The 20,092-nt window shown below is 74.6% G+C and carries 15 protein-coding genes; 8 read left to right on the top strand and 7 right to left on the bottom strand.

All coding sequences use genetic code 11. The annotated features are described in order from the left end of the window. Positions 1-85: 85 nt before the first annotated feature. Positions 86-811, top strand: a complete 726-nt coding sequence (locus KGD83_RS04380; protein WP_212642639.1) for a 3-keto-5-aminohexanoate cleavage protein — start codon at positions 86-88, stop codon at positions 809-811. A 103-nt stretch (positions 812-914) separates the two neighbouring features. On the opposite strand, the gene thpR is transcribed toward KGD83_RS04380, so the two are convergent. The 3 genes from thpR to KGD83_RS04365 form a co-directional block, all read right to left on the bottom strand. Next, positions 915-1,505 (bottom strand): RNA 2',3'-cyclic phosphodiesterase, encoded by a 591-nt coding sequence (gene thpR, locus KGD83_RS04375; protein WP_212642638.1) that lies wholly within the window; start codon positions 1,503-1,505, stop codon positions 915-917. Positions 1,506-1,684: 179 nt separating this feature from the next. Further along, a complete protein-coding gene (locus KGD83_RS04370) occupies positions 1,685-3,100 on the bottom strand; it encodes an MFS transporter (RefSeq protein ID WP_212642637.1) in 1,416 nt (471 codons plus the stop codon). A gap of 169 nt (positions 3,101-3,269) precedes the next feature. Continuing rightward, positions 3,270-4,724 (bottom strand): NCS2 family permease, encoded by a 1,455-nt coding sequence (locus KGD83_RS04365; RefSeq protein ID WP_212642636.1) that lies wholly within the window; start codon positions 4,722-4,724, stop codon positions 3,270-3,272. 259 nt (positions 4,725-4,983) lie between these two features. Between KGD83_RS04365 and KGD83_RS04360 the strand changes: the two genes are divergently transcribed. The 3 genes from KGD83_RS04360 to KGD83_RS04350 all read left to right on the top strand — a co-directional run bounded on the left by KGD83_RS04360 (position 4,984) and on the right by KGD83_RS04350 (position 7,892). Further along, complete coding sequence (locus tag KGD83_RS04360; protein WP_212642635.1) at positions 4,984-5,238, top strand: DUF2530 domain-containing protein; 255 nt, start codon at positions 4,984-4,986, stop codon at positions 5,236-5,238. 54 nt (positions 5,239-5,292) lie between these two features. Further along, positions 5,293-6,789 (top strand): DUF7059 domain-containing protein, encoded by a 1,497-nt coding sequence (locus KGD83_RS04355; protein ID WP_212642634.1) that lies wholly within the window; start codon positions 5,293-5,295, stop codon positions 6,787-6,789. A 230-nt stretch (positions 6,790-7,019) separates the two neighbouring features. Then, positions 7,020-7,892 (top strand): MOSC domain-containing protein, encoded by an 873-nt coding sequence (locus tag KGD83_RS04350; RefSeq protein ID WP_212642633.1) that lies wholly within the window; start codon positions 7,020-7,022, stop codon positions 7,890-7,892. 124 nt (positions 7,893-8,016) lie between these two features. Here the strand turns inward: KGD83_RS04350 and KGD83_RS04345 are convergent, their stop codons facing one another. The 4 genes from KGD83_RS04345 to KGD83_RS04330 all read right to left on the bottom strand — a co-directional run bounded on the left by KGD83_RS04345 (position 8,017) and on the right by KGD83_RS04330 (position 14,335). After that, positions 8,017-11,292 (bottom strand): sacsin N-terminal ATP-binding-like domain-containing protein, encoded by a 3,276-nt coding sequence (locus KGD83_RS04345; RefSeq protein WP_212644262.1) that lies wholly within the window; start codon positions 11,290-11,292, stop codon positions 8,017-8,019. A gap of 270 nt (positions 11,293-11,562) precedes the next feature. Beyond that, complete coding sequence (locus KGD83_RS04340) at positions 11,563-12,318, bottom strand: DUF3027 domain-containing protein (protein WP_212642632.1); 756 nt, start codon at positions 12,316-12,318, stop codon at positions 11,563-11,565. A 282-nt stretch (positions 12,319-12,600) separates the two neighbouring features. After that, a complete protein-coding gene (locus KGD83_RS04335; RefSeq protein WP_212642631.1) occupies positions 12,601-12,984 on the bottom strand; it encodes a cold-shock protein in 384 nt (127 codons plus the stop codon). 565 nt (positions 12,985-13,549) lie between these two features. Then, the gene (locus KGD83_RS04330) at positions 13,550-14,335 is read right to left on the bottom strand and encodes a hypothetical protein (protein ID WP_212642630.1); all 786 of its coding nucleotides are present in this window, start codon (positions 14,333-14,335) and stop codon (positions 13,550-13,552) included. A gap of 164 nt (positions 14,336-14,499) precedes the next feature. On the opposite strand from KGD83_RS04330, the gene KGD83_RS04325 reads away from it, so the two are divergent. The 4 genes from KGD83_RS04325 to KGD83_RS04310 all read left to right on the top strand — a co-directional run bounded on the left by KGD83_RS04325 (position 14,500) and on the right by KGD83_RS04310 (position 20,083). Beyond that, entirely contained in the window at positions 14,500-16,989 is a 2,490-nt protein-coding gene (locus KGD83_RS04325; protein WP_212642629.1) for a helicase-associated domain-containing protein, read from the top strand. 145 nt (positions 16,990-17,134) lie between these two features. After that, positions 17,135-17,593, top strand: a complete 459-nt coding sequence (locus KGD83_RS04320; RefSeq protein WP_212642628.1) for a CD225/dispanin family protein — start codon at positions 17,135-17,137, stop codon at positions 17,591-17,593. A gap of 400 nt (positions 17,594-17,993) precedes the next feature. Next, a complete protein-coding gene (locus KGD83_RS04315) occupies positions 17,994-18,269 on the top strand; it encodes a hypothetical protein (RefSeq protein ID WP_212642627.1) in 276 nt (91 codons plus the stop codon). A 167-nt stretch (positions 18,270-18,436) separates the two neighbouring features. Next, entirely contained in the window at positions 18,437-20,083 is a 1,647-nt protein-coding gene (locus KGD83_RS04310) for a DNA repair helicase XPB (protein WP_212642626.1), read from the top strand. Positions 20,084-20,092: the final 9 nt, after the last annotated feature.

Genomic DNA, 20,092 nt, shown 5'->3' with positions numbered 1-20,092 from the left:
ATCCTGCCAGGGAACGCCACGGATGGCTTGTACCCGTGCGGTAACGGGCACATTGGGCTTACGGAGCGCCGTTAGGAGGGCACCCATGAGGATCGTCGCCTGTCTCAACGGGGACCGCCGCCCCGGAGCGCACCCCGCCCTGCCCGTGTCCGTGGACCAAGTGGTGGCGGACGCGCACGCGGTGGTGGCGGCGGGCGCGACCGAGCTGCACCTGCATCCGCGCGACCCCACCGGGGCCGAGTCGCTGGCGCCCCAGGTGGTGGGCCCGCTCATGGAACGGCTGCGCGCCGACGGGCCGCGGGTTCCGGTCTCGCTGACCACGTCGCTGTCGGCGGAGTCCGATCCGTGGCGGCGCTACGACCTGGTGCAGCGCTGGGCCTCGTCGGCGCTGCCGGACTCGGTCACCGTGAACCTGCACGAGGCGGGCTCGGTGGACCTGGCGCACCTGCTGGAGGACCGCAGGATCGGGGTGGAGGCCGGGGTGTGGACGGTGGAGGCCGCGCGCATCCTCGTCGCCACGAAGCTCAGGGCGGCGGCGGTCCTGGTGGAGCCCACGCAGGTCGCGGTGGAGGACGCCCGGCGCAACGCCGAGGCGATCTGCTCCCTGCTGGACCGGGCGGGGGCGAACCAGCCGCGCTTGCTGCACGGCGCCGACGCGACGGCCTGGCCGATCCTGGAGTCGGCGGTGGTCTCGGGCTACGACATCCGGATGGGGCTGGAGGACACCATGCGGCTGCCCGGCGGCGGGGAGGCGCACGACAACGCGGACCTGATCACGCGCGCGGTGAGCCTGGCCGCCGCATCCGCGTGACCTGGCGGTCAGCCGACGAGGGCGCCCAGGAGCACGAGGAGCATGATGCCTCCCAGAACCACGGGCAGCAGCCAGCGCTGCTTGCGGTTGTTGGTGAGCATGCTCATGACGCGCTCCGCTCAGGAGGTCGGGTGGGGTCCGCCTCCCAGCCTAACTCCCAGGTCCGGACGGTTCGGTAGCGGTCCTCCCGCTCCGGCCGGCTCTCCACCAGGTGCGCCTCGCGGACCCGCCACCTGCGGCCGGGCAGCGCGCCCAGCGCGTCGGCGGTTCCGGTGAGGTCGCGCGCGGGACGGCTGCGGGCCACCGTGATGTGCGGCACGTAGGCCCGGTGTTCGACGGGCACGCCGACCCCCGCGGCGGCGGCGCGCAGTCCGTCGGCGAGGGCGCGCAGGGACGCGGTGTCGCCGCCGAGCCCGGCCCAGAGCACGGAGGCGCGGCGGAGGTCGCCGGGGAAGGAGCCCCAGCCCTCGGCGGTGATGTGGAAGGGCCGGTGCGCGCGGGCCTCCCGGCCGAGGGCCTCGTCGAGCGCGGGCAGGAGGGACTCCTCCACCTCGCCGAGGAAGACCAGGGTGAGGTGCCACTCGCCGGAATCGGCCCAGCGCAGGCCGGGGGCGTGGCCGCGGCCCCGGTCGACGGCCCGGCGCAGCGCGTGCGCCGTGTCGGAGGGCGGGTCCAGTGCCGCGAACAGTCTCATGGCCCCATTCTGCCCGGGTGCCGCGGTCCGCCCGGGGTCTCCGGGGCCGTTCCGCGAGGGTCGGCCGGAGCCCCGGCGGGCCCGCCGACGGCCGGTCCGGCGGCGGTGGCACGGGCTCCGGAGGGCCGGGACGGCCGCCCCGGTCGTGCCCCGAGGACGGCGGGGCACGACCGGGAGTCTCAGGCGCGGGTGACCGTGTCCGGCCGGGTCCCCTCCTCGTCCGGGACGAGGCGGACCCGGGTGGAGCCGTCCGGGAGGCGCTCGGCGTCCACCCGCTCGCGCTCGGCCTCCGGGGACTCCTCGCGCTCGCTCGCGTTCTCCGTGGCGCCCTCCTGGGCGCCCTCCGCGTCCGCCGAGGGGCGCCGCCCCGGGAGCACGTCGCGCGGGCGCACGCCCTTGGCCCGGAAGAGCAGGGCGGAGATGACCGTGACGACCACGAGGGTCACCGCGCCGCCGATGACCAGGCTCGTCTCCGGGCCGAAGGCGTCGGCTAGCAGGCCCACCACGGGCGCGCCGATGGGCGCCACACCCATGAACACCAGCAGGAACATGCTCATGACGCGCCCGCGCATCCGCGGGTCCACGCTGAGCTGGAAGGTGGCGTTGAGCGTGGTCACGTACGTCATGAAGGCCACGCCCATGGGTACCAGCACCAGGACGAACGGCACGTAGCCGGGCATGAGCCCCGCGACGACCTGGAGCGCGCCGAAGGCCAGCGACCCGATCAGCACCAGCCGGAGCCGGGGCCGGTCGCGGCGGGCGGCCAGCAGGGCGCCGGCGAGGGCGCCGACGGCCAGGAAGGCGGCGGCCACGCCGAACGCGTCGGCCCCGGCCTCGAACACGTTGTTGACCATCAGCGCGATCTGGTTCTGGCTGTTGGCGCCGAAGAACTGCGTGGCGGCGGCCAGCACCAGCAGCAGGACCAGGTCGCGCCTGCCGCCGATGTAGCGCAGCCCCTCCCGGATCTGCCCCTTGCCCCGGGCCACCCGCTCGGTGGGGTTGAGCTCGGAGGTGCGGATCATCGTCAGCGCGAGGATGGTGAACCCGAACGACGCGCCGTTGATGAGGAAGACAGGTCCGCTGCCGATGACGGCGATGAGCAGACCGGCGACGGCCGGACCGGTCACCCGGCCGAGCTGGAAGCTGGCGCTGTTGAGCGCGATGGCGTTGGACAGGTGCTCCCGGTCGACCATCTCCGGGACGAAGGCCTGCCGTCCGGGGTTGTCGAGCACGGTGATCAGGCCGAGTCCGAAGGCGAACAGGTACACGTGCCAGACCTGCGCGGCCCCCGCGGTGGCCAGGATTCCGAGGCCGACCGCGAGCACGCCCATGGCGGCCTGGGTGCACACCAGCAGCCTGCGCTTGTCCAGCCGGTCGACCAGCGCCCCGCCCCACAGCCCGAAGAGGAGCAGCGGCAGGAACTGGAGGGCGGTGGTCATGCCGAGCGCGATGCCGCTGCCCCCGCTGAGCTGGAGGACCAGCCAGTCCTGCGCGATGCGCTGCATCCACGTGCCGGGGTTGGACAGCAGCTGGCCCAGGGCGTACAGCCGGTAGTTGCGGTTGGCCAGGGACCGGAACATGGCGATACGCCGCATCAGTCCCTCCCCGCGAGCGCGTGGGGAGGGACTGATGCGGCCATCGGCGGTCGGCTCCGATCCCGGCCGGGTTGACAAAGCGGGCAAATAAGTAAACGGCGTTGACTCATCACTGGAGTCAACGCCGTCCACCGCCGCCGGAATTCCCGGACGGCCGGAAAGCCGCGCCTCAGCTGATCAGGGCGTTGATCGGCGCTTCGGCGAAGTGGACCAGGAAGACCAGCGAGATCAGCCACAGCAGCGGGTGGACCTGGCGCCCCCTGCCCGTGACCAGGCTGACGAAGGCGTAGGTCAGCAGGCCGAACCCGATTCCGTTGGCGATCGAGTAGGTGAAGGGCATCATGATGATCGCCATGAAGGACCCCAGGCCCAGCGCCGGGTCCGTGAAGTCGATGTTGACGACCTGGACCATCATCATGAACCCCACGATCACCAGCACCGGCGTGGCGGCCTCGAAGGGCACCAGGTTCACCAGCGGGGTGAACAGGGTGGCCAGCATCATGAGGACGCCGGTGACGATCGGCGCGATGCCGGTGCGGGCGCCCTCGCCGACGCCCGCGGCCGACTCGGCGTAGATGGTGGCGACCGAGGCCGAGCCCAGACCGCCCAGCACAGTGCCGATGGAGTCGGCGGCCAGCACCTCGCGGGAACCCCGGATGTTGCCGTCCTCGTCGGCCAGGTCGCCCTGGTGGGCGACGCCGACCATGGTGCCCATGGTGTCGAAGAAGTCGGCGAGCAGCAGGGTGAAGATCAGCATGACCACTGTGGCGACGCCGATGTCGGCCCAACGGGAGAACACGTCGAGACCGCCGTCGGCGAACATGCCGACGAGCGAGAAGTCGGGGATCGCGACCACTCCCCCGCCGGTGGACAGGGTCGGGACCGTCAGGCTCCAGCCGAGGCGGTTGTCGCCGCCGCCGAACAGCGACTCCACGAGGAGGGCGACGGCCGTGGAGACGATGATGCCGATGAGCATCGAGCCCGGCACCTTGCGCACGTACAGCGCGACGGTGATCAGCAGGCCGATGACGAAGATCAGGATCGGCCAGCCCTGGAGGCCGCCGTTGCCGAGCTGGACGGGGGTGCCCTCACCGGCCTGCACGAAACCGGCGTTGACCAAGCCGACCAGGGCCAGGAAGAGGCCCACTCCGACGGCGATGGCGACCTTGAGGCCGGGCGGGATGGCGGCGAAGACCGCGGTGCGGAACCCGGTGAGCACCAGGATGAGCAGCAGCACGCCCTCGATGATGATCAGCAGGAAGACGTCGGACCAGGGCATGACCGGCGCGATGCCGTAGGCGACGACGGCGTTGAGCCCCATGCCCGCCGCGATCGCGAAGGGGTAGCGGCTGACCACGCCCATGAGCACGCAGGAGATCGCGGCGACCAGGGCGGTCACGGCGGCCACCTGGGGGATGCCCAGGGTCTCTCCGTTGACGTCCTCGGCCGTACCGATGATCAGCGGGTTGAGGACGACGATGTAGGCCATGGCGAAGAAGGTCGCCAGACCGCCCCGCACCTCGGTGCCGAAGGTGGACCCGCGCTCGGAGACGCGGAAGTAGCGGTCGAGGCGGCCCGACGACGTCTTGCCGGTACCGCTGGGGGATGGACTTGGAGTTTTCACGTCGTCAGCCTGACCTGGTCGTACTTACTGGACAAGAAGGATTCTGCGTCAGATTAGTTGCATGTTCACACAACACCGACCACGCGTTTCCCTGGTTTTTCGTAGGAAAGACCATAGGTCCGGAGGATCGACTCCTCGGATGTGACGAATCCGTCCCCGCGCAGCGCGGCCGACCGGGGTGCGCCCGCACCCGCCGGCGTGCGCGCCGCCTCCCCCGGGCGCGCACCCCCGCCCGGCGGTGAGCGGATAGCCTGGAGCCGTGCGAAAACCCCGTCAGCCCGACCCGGACGTCCACGAGAGCGACTACCGCGTGCCCGCCGCGATCGGCACCCTGGCGTGGACGGTGGCGCTCGTGGTCCTCATCGCCATGGGCGACGGGCTGCCCGCGTCCGAGCGCTGGTGGATCGGCGTCTGCGTGACCGGCATCGTGCTGGGCGTGTTCGGGTTCCTGTACATACCCCACCTGCTGCGCAGGCGCTCCGACGCCGCCGACCGCCGGGCCGACCACTCCTGACCAGCGCCGGGCACCCCCCGGCGGGGCACCGCGGTTCTGCCCGATAATGGGCGGGTGTCTGAGACGAGATTTCCGCGCGGTCTGGCCGAGCGACTCCGCGGCATCCTCATCGACGCCGACTACACCGTGTCCGGCGTCCGCGACCGCCTCGGCGACGCCGCCGCGCGCGCACTGGCCCGCGAGGAGCTGGTGCCCGCCCTGCGCGCCACCGGCGGCGACGAACGGCTCGGACTGCTGCTGCGCCTGTGGTGGCTGCGGTCGTCCATCCCCGCGCGCGCCGCGCGTTCGATCCTGCCCGTGGACGAGCTGGCCGAGGCCGGGCTGGTCACCGTGGAGGAGGGCGGGAGCGGGCCCGTCGTGCGCGCGCTGGTGCACCTGGGTCCCTGGGAGCTGGAGGACGGCAGGCCCGGGTTCGTGGTCTCCGACCCCAAGGTGCGCCCCGGCAGCGGAGCCGTCCCCTCCCCCGACCACGTGGTGGGCGCGGGCGGCGCCTCCTCCACCCTGTCCCAGCTGATCGTGGACGGACCGGTGGAGCGCGCCCTGGACGTGGGCACCGGCTGCGGGGTGCAGGCCCTGCACCTGGCCTCACGGGCGCGCGAGGTGGTGGCCACCGACCTCAACCCGCGCGCCGTGCGCCTGGCCGGGATCAGCCTGGCCCTGTCCGGGGTCACCGACGCCCGTCTGGAGCAGGGTTCGCTGTACGAACCGGTCCGGGGCGAGCGCTTCGACCTGATCGTGTCCAACCCGCCGTTCGTGATCACCCCCGACTCCTCCCGGTACACCTACCGTGAGTCGGACCTGCCCGGCGACACCGTGTGCGCCGAGCTGGTGCGGCAGGCCCCGGCGCACCTGACCGAGGGCGGCTGGTGCCAGATCCTGGCGAACTGGGTGCACCGCGACGGCGACGACTGGGAGGACCGGGTCGGCGGCTGGGTGACCGGAACCGGGTGCTCGGGCTGGGTGGTCCAGCGCGACGTGCAGGACCCCGCCGAGTACGTCGAGCTGTGGCTGCGCGACTCCTGCGAGCACGGCACCCCGGAGTACACCCGCCGCTACGACGCCTGGCTCGACTACTTCGAGCGCGAGGGCATCAAGGGCATCGGGTTCGGGTGGATCTGCCTGCGCAACGACGTCGCCCAGGACGCGACCGTGCGCGTGGAGGAGCTGCGGCACGAGATCGAGCGGCCCGTGGGCCCCTATCTGCCCGACGTGGTGGACGGGGCGATGACCGCGCTGCGCCTGACCGACGCAGCGCTGCTGTCCGCGCACGTGGCGCTCGCGCCGGGCGTGGTGGAGGAGAGGGTGGGCCGGCCCGGCGCGCCGGACCCGGAGAAGATCCTGCTGCGCCAGCGCGACGGCCTGCGGCGCGCGGCCCGCGTGGGGACGGTGGAGGCCGCCCTGGCGGGGGTGTGCGACGGCACCATGCCGGTGGGCCCGCTGCTGGACGTCATCGCCGAGCTCATCGGCGATGACCCCGCGCTGGTGCGCGAGCGCACTCCCGACGCGCTGCGCACCCTCATCGCGGAGGGGTTCTTCCGGGTGGCACGCTGACCGGGGCCGCCCGGGCGGAGGGCCCCGGCGGGCTCGGGCCGAGCGGTTCCGCCTGCCGGCCGGCGCCGGTGGCGCCTTGGCCGTGCCGGGCCCGGAGGCCCTCGAGCGGGGCTCCCAGCGGGCGGCGCCGAACGGGATCCCCGAGAACGTCGAGGATGTGCGTGACCTCGTCTTGCAACCAGATGCCCACACAAGCCGGCGTTGACGAACCGATGCGCTAGCGTTCTCCCATGGTCCGAATCGAGGAACTCGTCCACTACCCGGTCAAGGGGTGCGCGGGCACGTCCGTGCGGACCGCCGAGATGACGTCCGCCGGGATCAGGCACGACCGCACGTTCATGGTGGTCGACGACGCCGGAGGCTTCCGCAGCCAGCGCAACGACCCCCGCATGGCGCTCGTCCGCGCGGGGATCAGCGCGGACGGCGCGCGTCTGTGCCTGGGGTGGAGCCCCGGTCCGGGGGCGGGCGGGTTCGCGCCCCTGGACGTCGAGGTCGACCCCGGGGGCCCGCGCCTGGACGTGACCGTGCACCGGCAGCCTTTCGTCGGCGTGGACCAGGGCCCCGAGGCCGCGGAGTGGCTGTCGGAGGTTCTCGGCGCGCCCAGCCGCCTGGTGCGGGTGCCCGACGACCACGACCGCCGTGTGGGCGGGCTGACCCCGGGCACCAGCGCGTTCGCGGACAGCACCGCGGTGCTGATGACGTCGCTGGCCTCCCTCGACCTGCTCAGCGAGCGCATCCTCGCCCGGGGCGCCGAACCCGTGCCGATGAACCGCTTCCGGCCCAACGTCGTGGTGTCGGGCTGGGCCGAGCCGCACACCGAGGACCGCGTCCGCGCCCTGCGCCTGGGCACCGCGGAGCTGGGCTTCGCCAAGGTGTGCGTCCGCTGCGTGGCCACGACGGTCGACCAGGCCCGGGGCGCCAAGGCGGGGCCCGAGCCGCTGCGCACCCTGGCGGACTACCGCCGGGCCGACGGCGGGGTGGCATTCGGCGCCAAGTTCGCCGTAACCCGCACCGGAGCGCTGGCCGTGGGCGACGAGGTGGAGGTGCTCGCCTGGGAGGACGCCCGGGACGGGGACGCGGACCTGGCGGGCGCCCCGGCCTGAACGCCGTCCGGCGCACCCGGCGGGTGCGGCGGAGGGGCCCCGCGCCCCCGGAACCGGGGGCGCGTCCTCCGTCGCCGGGCCGGGACCGGAGGCCGGTCGCGGCCTCCGGGCGCCGGAGAGGGCCTCAGTCGTCCAGGTCGGCCTCGGCCAGCAGCCGCGCCGCGGCACCCGGCTCGCGCAGCGCGTCGGCCAGCACGTGCCTCCTGGACCACTGCCCCGCGCGCCAGCACAGCGCCCGGGCCAGGCCGTCGGTGGTCGAGGCGTGCGCCGAGCCGTCCGCGACGTACCACTCCACCTCCACCCCGTCCACCGTGAGCGTCTGGTGGTGCAGGTAGGTGCGGTCGGGCTCCCCCGCCGGGTCGAGGAAGAGGTCCGCCTCGTCCGGCACCTGGCGCATCTGTCCCGCGGACCCGACCCTTCCCGTCACCGCCTCGCTGGCCAGGTCCAGGTCGAGCACGTCCGCCACGGCCTCGGCCGCCTCGGCCGGGGCGAGCACCAGGGCCCGCTCCTGTTCCTCCAGCAGGGGCAGCAGGTCCGGGGAGTCCACCACGACCGCGTCCTCGGCGTCGGCCACCACGATCGACCCGCCCCGCACGGCCCGCACGCGGGAGGGCGGGGTGACCAGGTCGGCGTCCACCCCGGCCAGGGCGGCCCACACCCTGCGCAGCGACGCGCGGTCCACGTGCCGCTGCGGGTCGGCCAGCCGGGCGAGCAGGTCGTCCGCGCCGTCCGGGTCAGCCAGCACGTCCTCCAGGGTGGTGCGCACGCCCAGCGCGCGGGCGAACTCCGGGTCGACGTCGGCGCTCACCTCGTCGTACAGGCCCACCAGGGCGGGGTCGGCGTCCCCGAGCCGCAGTCCCGCGGGCGCGCTCCCGCCCAGCAGGGCCCGTGTGCGCAGCCACCAGGCGGTGTAGGAGGGCACGTCCGTCACGCGGCCGTCGGGCAGCAGCACGCGGGCGGGGGCGGTCACCGCCTCGCGCAGCGGCCCCTCGGCGAGCATGGCCAGGGCGCGGGGCCACTGCTCGTCGGCAACGTAGTCCAGGTCGGCGACGCACACCAGCTCGGGGACGACCGGCGGCAGCTCCGGGTCGCCCACGCGTTCGAGGACCTCGTCGGCCCAGTCCTCCAGGCCGTCCGGGCCATCCTCTCCCGCCGCGCCGTCGAACACGGAGGCCGTGTCCTCGCCCAGCGCGACATCCTCGGCGCGGACCGCGGTCAGCTCCCACAGCGCGCCGACCGCGCGCAGGACCCCCGTCCCGTAGCGTTCCACCAGGTCCGGGTGCACGGTGCCGAAGGGGGCGTCGTCCACGAGGAGGTCGGCCAGGGGCGCTCCCGGAACGAGGAGCTCCGCGGCGACCGAGTAGCCGTCCTCGTCGTCGCGCAGGGCCAGCTCGGAGAGCCAGGGCACGTCGGCGGCGCTGATCCCCGAGGCGGCGACCAGGCCGAGCACGGCCTCGGCCACGGGCTCGGGGTCGTCGGCGTCCAGGGAGGCGCGGACTGCGGCCTCGGTGCGCCCGTCGCGCAGCACGGTCGCGGCGCTGGCCTCCACCGCGCCCAGGCGGTTGAGGAGGGGGTGGACGGCCCCGGGGTGCACGACGCGCACGCCCAGCGCGGCCAGGGCGTCCAGCGGCCCGCGCTCGCCCCGGTCGTCCCCGTCCCCTCGTCCGTCCCAGGTGTCCTGGCTGCCCCAGCTGTCCCGCTCGTGTCGGTCGTCCCAGCCGTCGCGGTCGTCACCGCGCGCTCCGTCCGCCGCCGACCAGTCCTCGGAGGGCACCAGCAGCGAACGGGGGCCGCGCACGAGCCTGCCGTCGGCCAGCGGCACGGGCAGGGCGCCGAGTTCGTCCAGGTCGGCGCCGCCCCTGCCCGCCCGGTCCAGGGCGGCGTAGAGCGCGGCCCACCAGCGCGGGGGCCGGTCGGTGTCGGCGAGCAGGTCGGCGACGTCGGCCAGTCCGAGGCGGTGGACGCGCAGCGCGGCCAGCGCAGGGTGGCGCGGGCTCCAGCCCCCGGGCAGCAGCGTGGGAACGAGCTCGGACAGGACGCGGACGAGGTCGGCGGCAAGGCCGTCGGTTCCGCCCGGCCCCCCGGTGTCGAGGAGTACCGCGTCGCGCGGGGCGACGGGCGCACCGGACGCCGTCACCAGGAACGGGGTGTCCTGGAGGGGCTCGGCCACGCGGGCGCGGAAGACGGCGTCGACGGCGCCGCCGCCCACACGGGTGCCGGGCACCAGGTCGAGCGACACCCGGGGGTCGAAGCGCCGCAGCAGGGCGCAGTAGGCCTCGGCGGCCTCCATGAGCAGCAGGTCGGTGGCGGCCCCGGGCTGGACCGCGCGCCGGTCGCTGCCCAGCGGGAAGGTGCCGATGAGCACGGCGGGCAGGTCGAGTCCGGTGTCGGTGGGCGTGGGCGCGTGGACCACGGGCTCGACGTCGGCGGGCAGGGCGGCGACCGCGCCGTCCTCGTCCACCGGGACCGCCCAGGTCAGCGACCACGACGTGCGGTCGCGTTCCTCGGTGGGCCGGTCGGCGAGCAGGGCGGGGTCCAAGGAGCCCGAGCGTTCGAGGGTCCGCCAGAGGGTGGTCCGGGTGCCGTCGCCGTCCAGGTGCGCGGTGACCAGGTCCGCCGTTCCGGTGGCCTCCTCGCGGGTGAGGACGCGTTCGGCGCCCTCGACGTCCACGCGCACCTCGACCAGGCCGGGCAGGGCGAGCAGGAGCGCCTCGCCGGTCCGGTCCAGGAGTTCGCGCACCCGGTCGCGCGCGCGGTCGTCGCGCAGCAGGAGGGTGACGACGGTGTCGTAGCCCCCGGCGCCCTCTCCCGTCCCGGGGGCCTCGGGCGTCCCACGGCGGGCGGCCTCGGCGGGGAAGGGCAGGCGCAGCATGGGCACGTGCCCGGAACGGTGCTCCACCTCCTGCGCGAGGCCGCTGCGGGCGCCTTCGCCGCCCAGCAGGTCCGTGACCGCGGCGCGGGCGGCCTCGGCGCTGAAGCGGACGGCCGCGCCGCCGGAGTCGACGGTGACGTCGTCGCTGATCGCCGCCACCGCGGAGAAGCCCACGCCGAAGCGTCCGGCCGAGCCCTGATCGCCGCGCTTGGTGGAGGCGCGCAGCGTGGCCAGCGACTCCACGCCCTCGGCGGTCAGGGGGGCGCCGGTGTTGGCGGCGGTCAGGCGGTGGCCGGTCAGCGCCAGGCGCAGCCGGCCCGGGACGCCCGCGCGGCGGGCGGCGTCGGCGGCGTTCTGGGCCAGTTCGACCACGACCCGGTCGCGGTAGCCGCCGAGCGCGAAGTCCTCCTCCGCGTTGGCGTCCTCACGGAAGCGCGCGGGAGCGTCGGCCCACGCGGCGAGGACGCGTCGGCGCAGCTCGGCGGTGTTGTAGGGATCGGCCACCGAAGCGGTCAGCGGCTCGGCCATGGCGGTTTCCTCCTGCGCTGCGGGCACGCCCGGCACGGTGCACCCGGGGCGGGATCGGATGCGGTAAACCGACCCTAGCCCACCGGAGCGGAGGGCCGGGGCCGGACCGTGCGGCGCGGCGGCACGGCGTGAGGAGGAGACGGGTTCCGGTCCGGTCGGCTCCGGGGCGCGGCGGCCCCGGACGGCATCGGCGCACACCGGTGTCGGACGGCATCGGCGCACGCCGACGTCGGACGGCGTCGGCGGGCCCGTTTCAGGAACGCGGCCTCGTCAGGAATCCGAGGAGACCAGTTCCAGCTCGGCGGTGTCGTCGAAGACGATGTGGTCGTAGCCCAGCTCGTCCACGACGGGCTTGACCGGATCGTTGCGCGTCTCGGGGCGGCGCACCTCGGAGTGGGCTCCGCAACCGTGGTCCATCGAGACCACGCGGCCGTCGTCGGGGGCGTACTCGTTGGTGCACACACCGAACATCTGGCGCAGCTCACCGGCGAGCGGGGTCATGAAACCGCAGGTCAGGCAGCGCGCGGGCGCGGCAGTCGCGATCGGGCTGCGCGGGCCGCCCTCGCCGTTGTACCAGCGCTCGGCGGCCTGCTCGCGTCCGAACTCCGAGAGCACCTGGCGTCGGCCCAGGCCCAGCTCCCAGATCGCCTGCCGGTCCTCGCCCTCGGCGTCCAGCTCGCTGTCGGGCACCTGGGCGTAGCCGGGGACGAGCCGTTCGTCGTCCTCCTCGGCGGGCAGCAGGTCGCCCACGCCGAGGTCGCCGGGGCGCAGCCGTTCCTTCCAGGGCACCCACTCGGGCGGGGCGAGGGCGTCTTCGCCGGGCAGCAGAACGACCTCGTTCACCGTGACCTGTTTGGCGCGCGAGGCGCGGACCACGGTGACGGCGTAGTTCCACCCCGGGTAGGCGGGGTCCAGGCAGGTGAAGAGGTGAGTGACCAGGCGGGTGTCCTCGATCTGGGGGGCGAGGTGCTCACCCACCCACTCGGGTCGCCCGACCTCGGCGGCCACCGAGCGAGCCAGCTCCACCGCCTCGATACATGCCTTGTCCGGTACAGGAGAACGTCGAGTAGGGCTCACGCCCCCATTCTCACTGATCGCGAGCACCGATTTGACCATAACGAGGGTCAAGGTTCGCCCGATACATCCTCCGGAACCCGTCTCGGGCCCCTGACCCCCCGGACACCGGAAGCGCCGGGCCGGGCCGGGGCGGACCGGGGCGGACCGGAGCGGGCCCGGGCCCCGGAGGGAACGGGCCCCGCGGCCCCTCCCCCGGGCGCCCCGTCCTCGCGCCCGGGGCGCGGCGACCGCTCAGGCCTCCAGGTCGTCGGCGACCACGCGCAGCACGGAGGCGATCCTGGCCGCCTCGCGGCGTTCGGGGTGGCGTCCCCGGCGGTAGCCGTTGGACAGGCCCTCCAGCAGCTTGATGAGGTCCTCGGTGATCACCACCATCTCGTCCGGCTTCTTGCGCCGCGCCCGGGCGACCGAGTGCTGGTCCTCCAGGAGCTTGACCTGGAGCGCCTGGGCGCCCTTGCGTCCCTCGGCCACGCCGAACTCGACCTTCTGGCCGGGCCGCAGCGACGTGGTTCCCGGAGGGAGCGAGGAGGAGTGCACGAAGACCTCACCGCCGTCGTCGCGGGTGAGGAAACCGAATCCCTTGTCGCCGTCGTACCACTTGACCTTGCCGGTGGGCACCTGGGGACCTCATGCTTTCGCTGGCGGGCGTGCCGGGAACGGGGCACGGGCGGGCGCGGTGGGGTCCGCGCCGTCCGCACCTTGCCGGGACACCCCTGGTTTTTCCACGAGTGCCTCCAAAGTAATGCCCGGGGACTCACCGGCGCGAGGGCATAAACGGCCGCCGCCCCCGCGCGTCCGGCGGGGCGGGGCCTCCCGGACGCGGGGCGTGCCCGGGCACGTCAAGGAGGCCCGGATGCGGATCATCCGGGCCTCGCGGCGCCGACGGCGGCCCCTCACCGCTGGGTGCGGAGTGTGGGACGGGACTCGGCGGAGACACGGGCCGCCTCGGCTGCTGTGGCGACCGGGCTGGAGGCCGGGGCGCCGGTACTGACGCGACCGCCTTAAGCGAAAGAGGCGGTGTACCGACATGACTACCCGAATCCGTGTGTTCGGACGCGCGGTAACGGGCCGACCGGAAAAGGTTATTCCCCAGCGTTTGCCAAGCAATGACCAGCGGGAGCAGGCCGTTGAACTGGGAGAACACCGCACGCCCCCGACACGGCGCACGGCCGCGCGCACGCGCTCAGCGCGGCGCCGCGTCCAGCGCGGACGGCGCCGGGCGCGGGAGCCGGGAGTAGAGGTAGACCGCGCACACCAGGGACGCCGCGCCGAGGCCGATGACCCCGGTGGAGGTCAGGGACTCCTGGACGTACTCGTCGACGAACTCGGCCTCGCCGCTCCACAGGGCCATGCCGAGCGCGCAGGAGAGCAGGGGCAGGCCCACGCCGATCCACTTGTCCCGGGCGGTCCACACCTGGCTGAGCAGGACCAGGGCCGCCCCCAGGACCCACAGGAAGGCCAGGTCCCACCACCAGGGCACGGCCAGCAGCAGCAGGAGCAGGGCCGCGGCCTCGGGCGGGTGGCGGCGCAGCACCGCCACCGGCCCGGACCGCTCGGGCCGCTCGCCGGGTCCGGGCCGCTCGCCGCGGTCCGCGCGGCGGCCCCGGACGCGCATCTCCGTCTGGCCGGGCCCCTCCAGCAGGGACCTGAGCCCGCGGTCGGGGCCGCCCCGCCAGGGCGGCGGCGGCCGGTCGGCGTGGCGCGGCCTGGAGGGGATCAGCTCGTCGTCCTCGACGTCGAGGTCGCGGCCGTCGAGATCGCGTTCCACCAGGTCCCGGGGCGTGCCCAGACCCCTGAGGATGCCCCGGACGGTGTCCGCGTCGTCTCCCGCGGCGGCGCGGCGCGCGTCGATGCGCGAGCGCACTCCGGCGAGGTAGGCGGTGCGTTCCTGCGCGGTCATGCGACCGTACAGCTCCAAGCCGACCTCGGACAGATAATCCAGTACCAGTTGTTCCGAGCGCTGGGTCATGTCCCCATACTGGCTCAGGACGACCTGGCTTTTAAGCCCTACTTCCCAGTTTCGGTCACCGGATTTCCCTCGGATACGGTCTACGACGGTGTGACGGAGGCAGTCGCGGAAGCCACAGGGGAAGGACGCGAACACCGGGGCCCTGATCGCTTAGCGTTGAACCGATGAGCGACAACGCACCGCCCGACGGGCGCGGACCGGGCACGGGGAACCGCACGGTCCCCGTGTCGGGCCGTCCCCCCACGTTCACCTCCTGGCTGCGCGGCCGGTCGGACGACGCACTCGTCGCCCTGCTGCGGGCCCGCCCGGACCTGGCCCAGCCCGTCCCCGCCGACATCGGCGCGCTCGCCTCACGGGCCACCACCCGCAACACAGTTCTGCGGGTCCTGGAACGGCTGGACCGGTTCACGCTCCAGGTGCTGGAGTCGGTGGTGGCGCTCGGCGACGACCGGCTGTCCGAGCCGGTGGGGGTGTCCGCCGCCGAGCTGTCCGACGCGCTCGGACCGGTGGACGGCCCCGCCGGCGCCCGCGCCGGTGCCCCGGAGCGCGACACGGTGGACGGTCCGCTCGGCGAGGCCCTGGACACCCTGCTGCGTCTGGCCCTGGTCTGGCCCGACCGGGGGCGGCTGCGCCCCGTCCAAGTGCTGCGCGACCTGCTCCCCCGGCCCGCCCAGCTCGGCCCGCCCGCGCGCGTGCTGCTCGCCGCGCTGCCGCACGGCGCCGTCAGGAGGCTCGCCGCCGACCTCGCACCGGACGGCGGCGGGGACGCCCCCGTCGAGGCGGTCGCCGCGGTGCTGTCCGCCCCGCCGGGCCCGGTCGGCGACCAGGCCCGGCGGCTGCTGGACAGCATGGCGTGGGGTCCTCCGCACGGGACCGTCTCCGACGCCCGCCGCGAGGTCACCCTGGCCACCGCCGCCTCCCCGGTCGAGGAGCTGATCGCCCGCGCCCTCCTGCTGCCGAGCGGCGACGACACCCTCACCATGCCGCGCGAGGTCGGGCTGCACCTGCGTTCGGGGCGGCTGTTCCGCGAGATCACCACCGCGCCGCCGCCCTTCGAGGGGACCGCGCACCCGGCCGAAGCCGTGGCACGGGCGGCCGCCGGGCAGGCCTTCACGGTGCTGCGGGCCGTCGAGGAACTCCTGGAGCACTGGTCGGAGGACCCGGCCGCGGTGCTGCGCAACGGCGGTCTGGGCGTGCGCGACCTGCGCCGCGCCGCCCAGACGATGGACACCGACGAGGCCACGGCCGCCCTGTTCGTGGAGGTCGCGCACGCCGCCGGGCTGCTGGGAGCCGACGACCGGGTCGAGGGCGAGTGGCTGCCCACCCGCGAGTACGACCTGTGGCGGGAGCGCGCGCCCGAGCACCGGTGGCTGCGGCTGGCCTGCGCCTGGCTGGAGTCGGACCGCGTGGCGTCGCTGAGCGGGTCGCGCGACTCGGGCGGACGGATGCGCAACGCGCTCGGCCCGGGCCTGGTCCGTCCGGCCGCGCCGCAGGCCCGCCGCGACCTGCTCACGGAGCTGGGCACCGCGGAACCGGGCCTTGCCCCGCTGCCGGACTCGCTGTCGGCGCGCCTGTCCTGGCGGCGCCCGCGCCGCCAGTCGCCGGTCTACGCCGAACTGGTGCGGGCGGCGGCGGCCGAGGCGGCCTCGCTCGGCCTGACCGGGCGCGGCGCGCTGGCCGACCACGTCCGGCCGCTGCTGGACGGCGACGAGGAGGCGGCGGCGCGCGTCCTGGGCGGGGAGCTGCCCAAGCCGCTGGACTACGTGCTGGTGCAGGGCGACCTGACGGCCGTCGCTCCGGGCCCCCTGGTGGCCGAACTGGCCCGTGAGCTGGCTCTGGTCGCCGACGTGGAGTCCACCGGCGGGGCCACGGTGTACCGGTTCACGGAGGGGTCGGTGCGGCGGGCTCTGGACGCCGGGCGGGGGGTCGCCGACATCACCGCCCTGCTCGAACGCCACTCGCGCACCCCGCTCCCCCAGGCCCTGCGGTACCTGGTGTCGGACGTGGGACGACGGCACGGACGGCTGCGCGCCGGTTCGGCGTCGAGCTACCTGCGCTGCGACGAGCCCGCGCTGCTGGAGGAGCTGGTCAGCGACCGCAGGGCCGACGACCTGGGGCTGCTGAGACTGGCGCCGACCGTGGTGGCGAGCCGGTCCACCCGCGCGGCGCTGGTGGAGCGGCTGCGGCAGCTGGGGTACCACCCGGTGCCCGAGGGCGGCGACGGGGCGATGCGCCTGAGCCGCCCCGAGGTGCGCCGGGCGGACGCGGCGGACACGGCGCCCCCCGCCACGGACGGGTCGGTGACGTCGCGCGAGCTGGCGGCCGCGGCCGTGCGCGCGGTGCGCGCCGGGGACGAGGCCGCCACGGCGTCGCGCACACCGGTGCCGCTGCCCGAGAACGGCCCGCCGGGGTCGCGGTCGGCGGCGGTGCTGGAGGTGCTCGCGGGAGCCGCCAGGGACGGCCGGAGGGTGTGGATCGGCTACACCGACACCGACGGCCGACAGGTGAGCCGGATCGTGGAGCCGTCGGGTGTGGACGGGGGCTTCCTGACCGCCTACGACGCGACCCGGGCGGCGGTGCACCGGTTCGCCGTGCACCGGGTGACCGCCGTGGCCGAGCTGGACCCGGAACCGCGGGAGGAAGCGGGGCGGTAGGGGCGGGAGGCCCCGCGCGGGCGGACCGCGCCGTCGCGGACGGCGACGGCGTCGGGGCCGCACCCGGGTTCCTCACGATCGGCCCGGAGGCGGAGGGCTAGTCTGGAACCGAGTTGGTCGACCCACCGACAGCGAGAGAACCCCCATGAGCAACGCATCGCTGCCCCCCGGGGCATCGTCCCCCCGTGAGCACGGACGCGACGACGACCGCGAGCGCCGCAGGGCCCGCGCCCCCGAGCGCGGCGGGGGGCGCGGGGCCGGGAGCGACCGCCGCGACGACCGCGACGACGAGCGCGACGGACCCGACGCACGCCGGGCGGCGATCGGGGCCAGCAGTTCGACGATGGCGCTGATCCTGCACGCCCTGACCTTCCTGTGCTGCATGAACTGGCTGTTCGGCATCGCCGGGATCGTGTTCGCGGTGCGCGCCGCCCACGCCCGCGACCGGGGGCGCGCGGTCCAGGCCGAGACGCTCACGCGCTACTCCTGGTACTGCCTGGGCGCGGCCGGGGTGATGCTCTTCGTGATGCTGGTGCTGACGCTGGTGATGTTCACCCAGGCGGGCTCCTGGGTCCAGGGGATCGTCCCGGTCACCAACTACTGAGCCGTGTTTGGCGGACGGGGCCACCGGGCACCGCGTCTGCACGGAGCACGGGGGCGACCGGCGGAGACGGCGCCGGGAGCGGCACGAGGCGGGTGCGGCAGGCAGGGGGAGGGGGACGAACGGTGATGAACGGCGGAGGCGGCCCGAAGGCCTTCTGGGAGAGGAAGCACGGCTACGCACCGGGATCCGCGCACGGGGGCGGTCCGGGGCGCCCGGCGTCCTCGGCGCCGTTCCGGCCGTCCGGGGCCCCGGGTTCACCGGGGCCGACGGGGCCGGTCGGTGCTCCGGGCGCGCCGGGGCCGCCCGGCCCGGGCGGGGCCGCCAGGGGTTCCCTGCCGGGAAGCGCCTGGCCTCCGGCGGCGCCCCCGGGGCGGTCCCCCCGGCGGCCCCGCCCGCCCGCGTGGGCGGCGCCGTGGCCGCGCTGGTGGTGGCCGTCCTCAGCGCGGCGGCGTCGATCCTGATGATGTATCTGGGCTTCTGGTTCTTCCTGCTGGCGGTGAACGTGCCCGGGGTCTGGTTCGGCATCGCGACGCTGCGCAGGCTCCCCGACCCCGAACGGGTGGAGCGGTACATCCGGTACACCTGGACCTGCAACTTCGCCTACTTCGCGCTGTTCGTGCTGTTCCTCGTCCCGGTCGTCGTCCTGGCCATGGTGATGCTCCTCTTCACCTCCTGAACGGGCACCGACCCCCTCCCCCTCTCCCCCGCTGTCCGCCTGGCCCGCGACCGCCGTCCCGGCCCGGACGGCCCGGGAGGACGGGGGCGCGGACCCCGGGCATGATCGGGGGCCCGCGAGCGTTGCACCTGTGGCCGCCCCCCGCCCCGCGAGATTGAAGGTCCGTGTTGTCCTGCCTGATCGTCCAGTCCGACAAGACGCTCCTGCTGGAGGTCGACCACGAGCTGGCCGGCGAGTGCCGCCGGGCCATCGCCCCCTTCGCAGAACTCGAACGCGCGCCCGAGCACGTGCACACCTACCGGATCACGCCGCTGGCCCTGTGGAACTCCCGTGCCGCCGGGCACGACGCCGAGCAGGTCGTGGACGCGCTGATCCGGTTCTCCAAGTTCCCGGTGCCGCACTCGCTGCTGGTGGACATCGCCGAGACGATGGACCGCTACGGGCGGCTGCGCCTCGTGGGCGACCCGCGGCACGGACTCGTCCTGGAGTCCTCCGACCGCGCCGTGCTGGAGGAGGTCGTCCGCGCCAAGAAGCTCAAGGGCATGCTGGGCGAGCGACTGGGCGAGGACTCGGTCGCCGTGCACCCGAGCGAGCGCGGCAACCTCAAGCAGGCGCTCCTCAAGATCGGGTGGCCCGCCGAGGACCTGGCCGGGTACGTGGACGGCGAGGCGCACCCCATCGACCTCGACCAGGACGGCTGGGAGCTGCGCGGCTACCAGAAAGAGGCCGCGGAGAGCTTCCACGCGGGCGGGTCCGGCGTGGTGGTCCTGCCGTGCGGCGCGGGCAAGACCGTGGTCGGCGCGGCGGCGATGGCCATGACCGGGGCGACCACGCTCATCCTGGTGACGAACACGGTGTCGGTGCACCAGTGGAAGACCGAGCTGCTGCGGCGCACCTCGCTGACCGAGGACGAGATCGGCGAGTACTCGGGCACCCGCAAGGAGATCCGCCCCGTCACCATCGCCACCTACCAGGTCATGGCGGCCAGGCGCAAGGGCGTGTACACGCACCTGGAGCTGTTCGACGCCCGTGACTGGGGCCTGGTCGTCTACGACGAGGTGCACCTGCTGCCCGCGCCCATCTTCCGGATGACCGCCGACCTCCAGGCCCGGCGCCGACTGGGCCTGACCGCGACCCTGGTGCGCGAGGACGGCCGCGAGGGCGACGTGTTCTCGCTGATCGGCCCCAAGCGCTACGACGCGCCGTGGAAGGACATGGAGAACCAGGGGTGGATCGCCCCAGCGGACTGCGTCGAGGTTCGGGTCGACCTGTCGGAGGCCGAGCGGCTGGCGTACGCGACCGCCGAGCCTGAGGACCGCTACCGGTTCTGCGCCTCCTCCGAGACCAAGAACTCCGTGGTCCGGGAGATCGTGGAGCGCCACCCCGAGGAGCAGGTGCTGGTCATCGGCTCCTACATCGACCAGCTGGACGAGCTCGGCGCGTCGCTGGGCGCGCCGGTGATCAAGGGCGAGACCCGCAACAAGGAGCGCGAGCGCCTCTTCGACGCCTTCCGCTCCGGGGACCTGCGGACGCTGGTGGTGTCGAAGGTCGCGAACTTCTCCATCGACCTGCCCGAGGCCGGTGTCGCGGTGCAGGTGTCGGGCTCCTTCGGCTCGCGCCAGGAGGAGGCCCAGCGGCTCGGCCGGGTGCTGCGCCCCAAGTCCGACGGCCGCGCCGCCCGCTTCTACGCGGTGGTGGCGCGCGACACCCTGGACCAGGACTACGCCGCGCACCGGCAGCGCTTCCTGGCCGAGCAGGGGTACGCCTACCGGATCACCGACGCGGGCGACCTGCTGTCGGGCGAGGAGATCTGACCGGGGCGG

Origin of the sequence: Nocardiopsis akebiae (assembly GCF_018316795.1) — a bacterium.
In the GTDB taxonomy this organism is placed as follows: Bacteria; Actinomycetota; Actinomycetes; order Streptosporangiales; family Streptosporangiaceae; genus Nocardiopsis; species Nocardiopsis dassonvillei.
The sequence above is the reverse complement of the archived record's forward strand: the minus strand, read 5'-3'. Positions and strand labels throughout refer to the sequence as shown.

Bases quoted from the DNA above. Each gene is read 5' to 3' on its own strand.
- KGD83_RS04380 (WP_212642639.1), top strand. From the start codon at position 86: ATGAGGATCGTCGCCTGTCTCAACGGGGACCGCCGCCCCGGAGCGCAC.
- thpR (WP_212642638.1), bottom strand. From the start codon at position 1,505: ATGAGACTGTTCGCGGCACTGGACCCGCCCTCCGACACGGCGCACGCG.
- KGD83_RS04370 (WP_212642637.1), bottom strand. From the start codon at position 3,100: ATGCGGCGTATCGCCATGTTCCGGTCCCTGGCCAACCGCAACTACCGG.
- KGD83_RS04350 (WP_212642633.1), top strand. From the start codon at position 7,020: ATGGTCCGAATCGAGGAACTCGTCCACTACCCGGTCAAGGGGTGCGCG.
- KGD83_RS04345 (WP_212644262.1), bottom strand. From the start codon at position 11,292: ATGGCCGAGCCGCTGACCGCTTCGGTGGCCGATCCCTACAACACCGCC.
- KGD83_RS04330 (WP_212642630.1), bottom strand. From the start codon at position 14,335: ATGACCCAGCGCTCGGAACAACTGGTACTGGATTATCTGTCCGAGGTC.
- KGD83_RS04325 (WP_212642629.1), top strand. From the start codon at position 14,500: ATGAGCGACAACGCACCGCCCGACGGGCGCGGACCGGGCACGGGGAAC.
- KGD83_RS04320 (WP_212642628.1), top strand. From the start codon at position 17,135: ATGAGCAACGCATCGCTGCCCCCCGGGGCATCGTCCCCCCGTGAGCAC.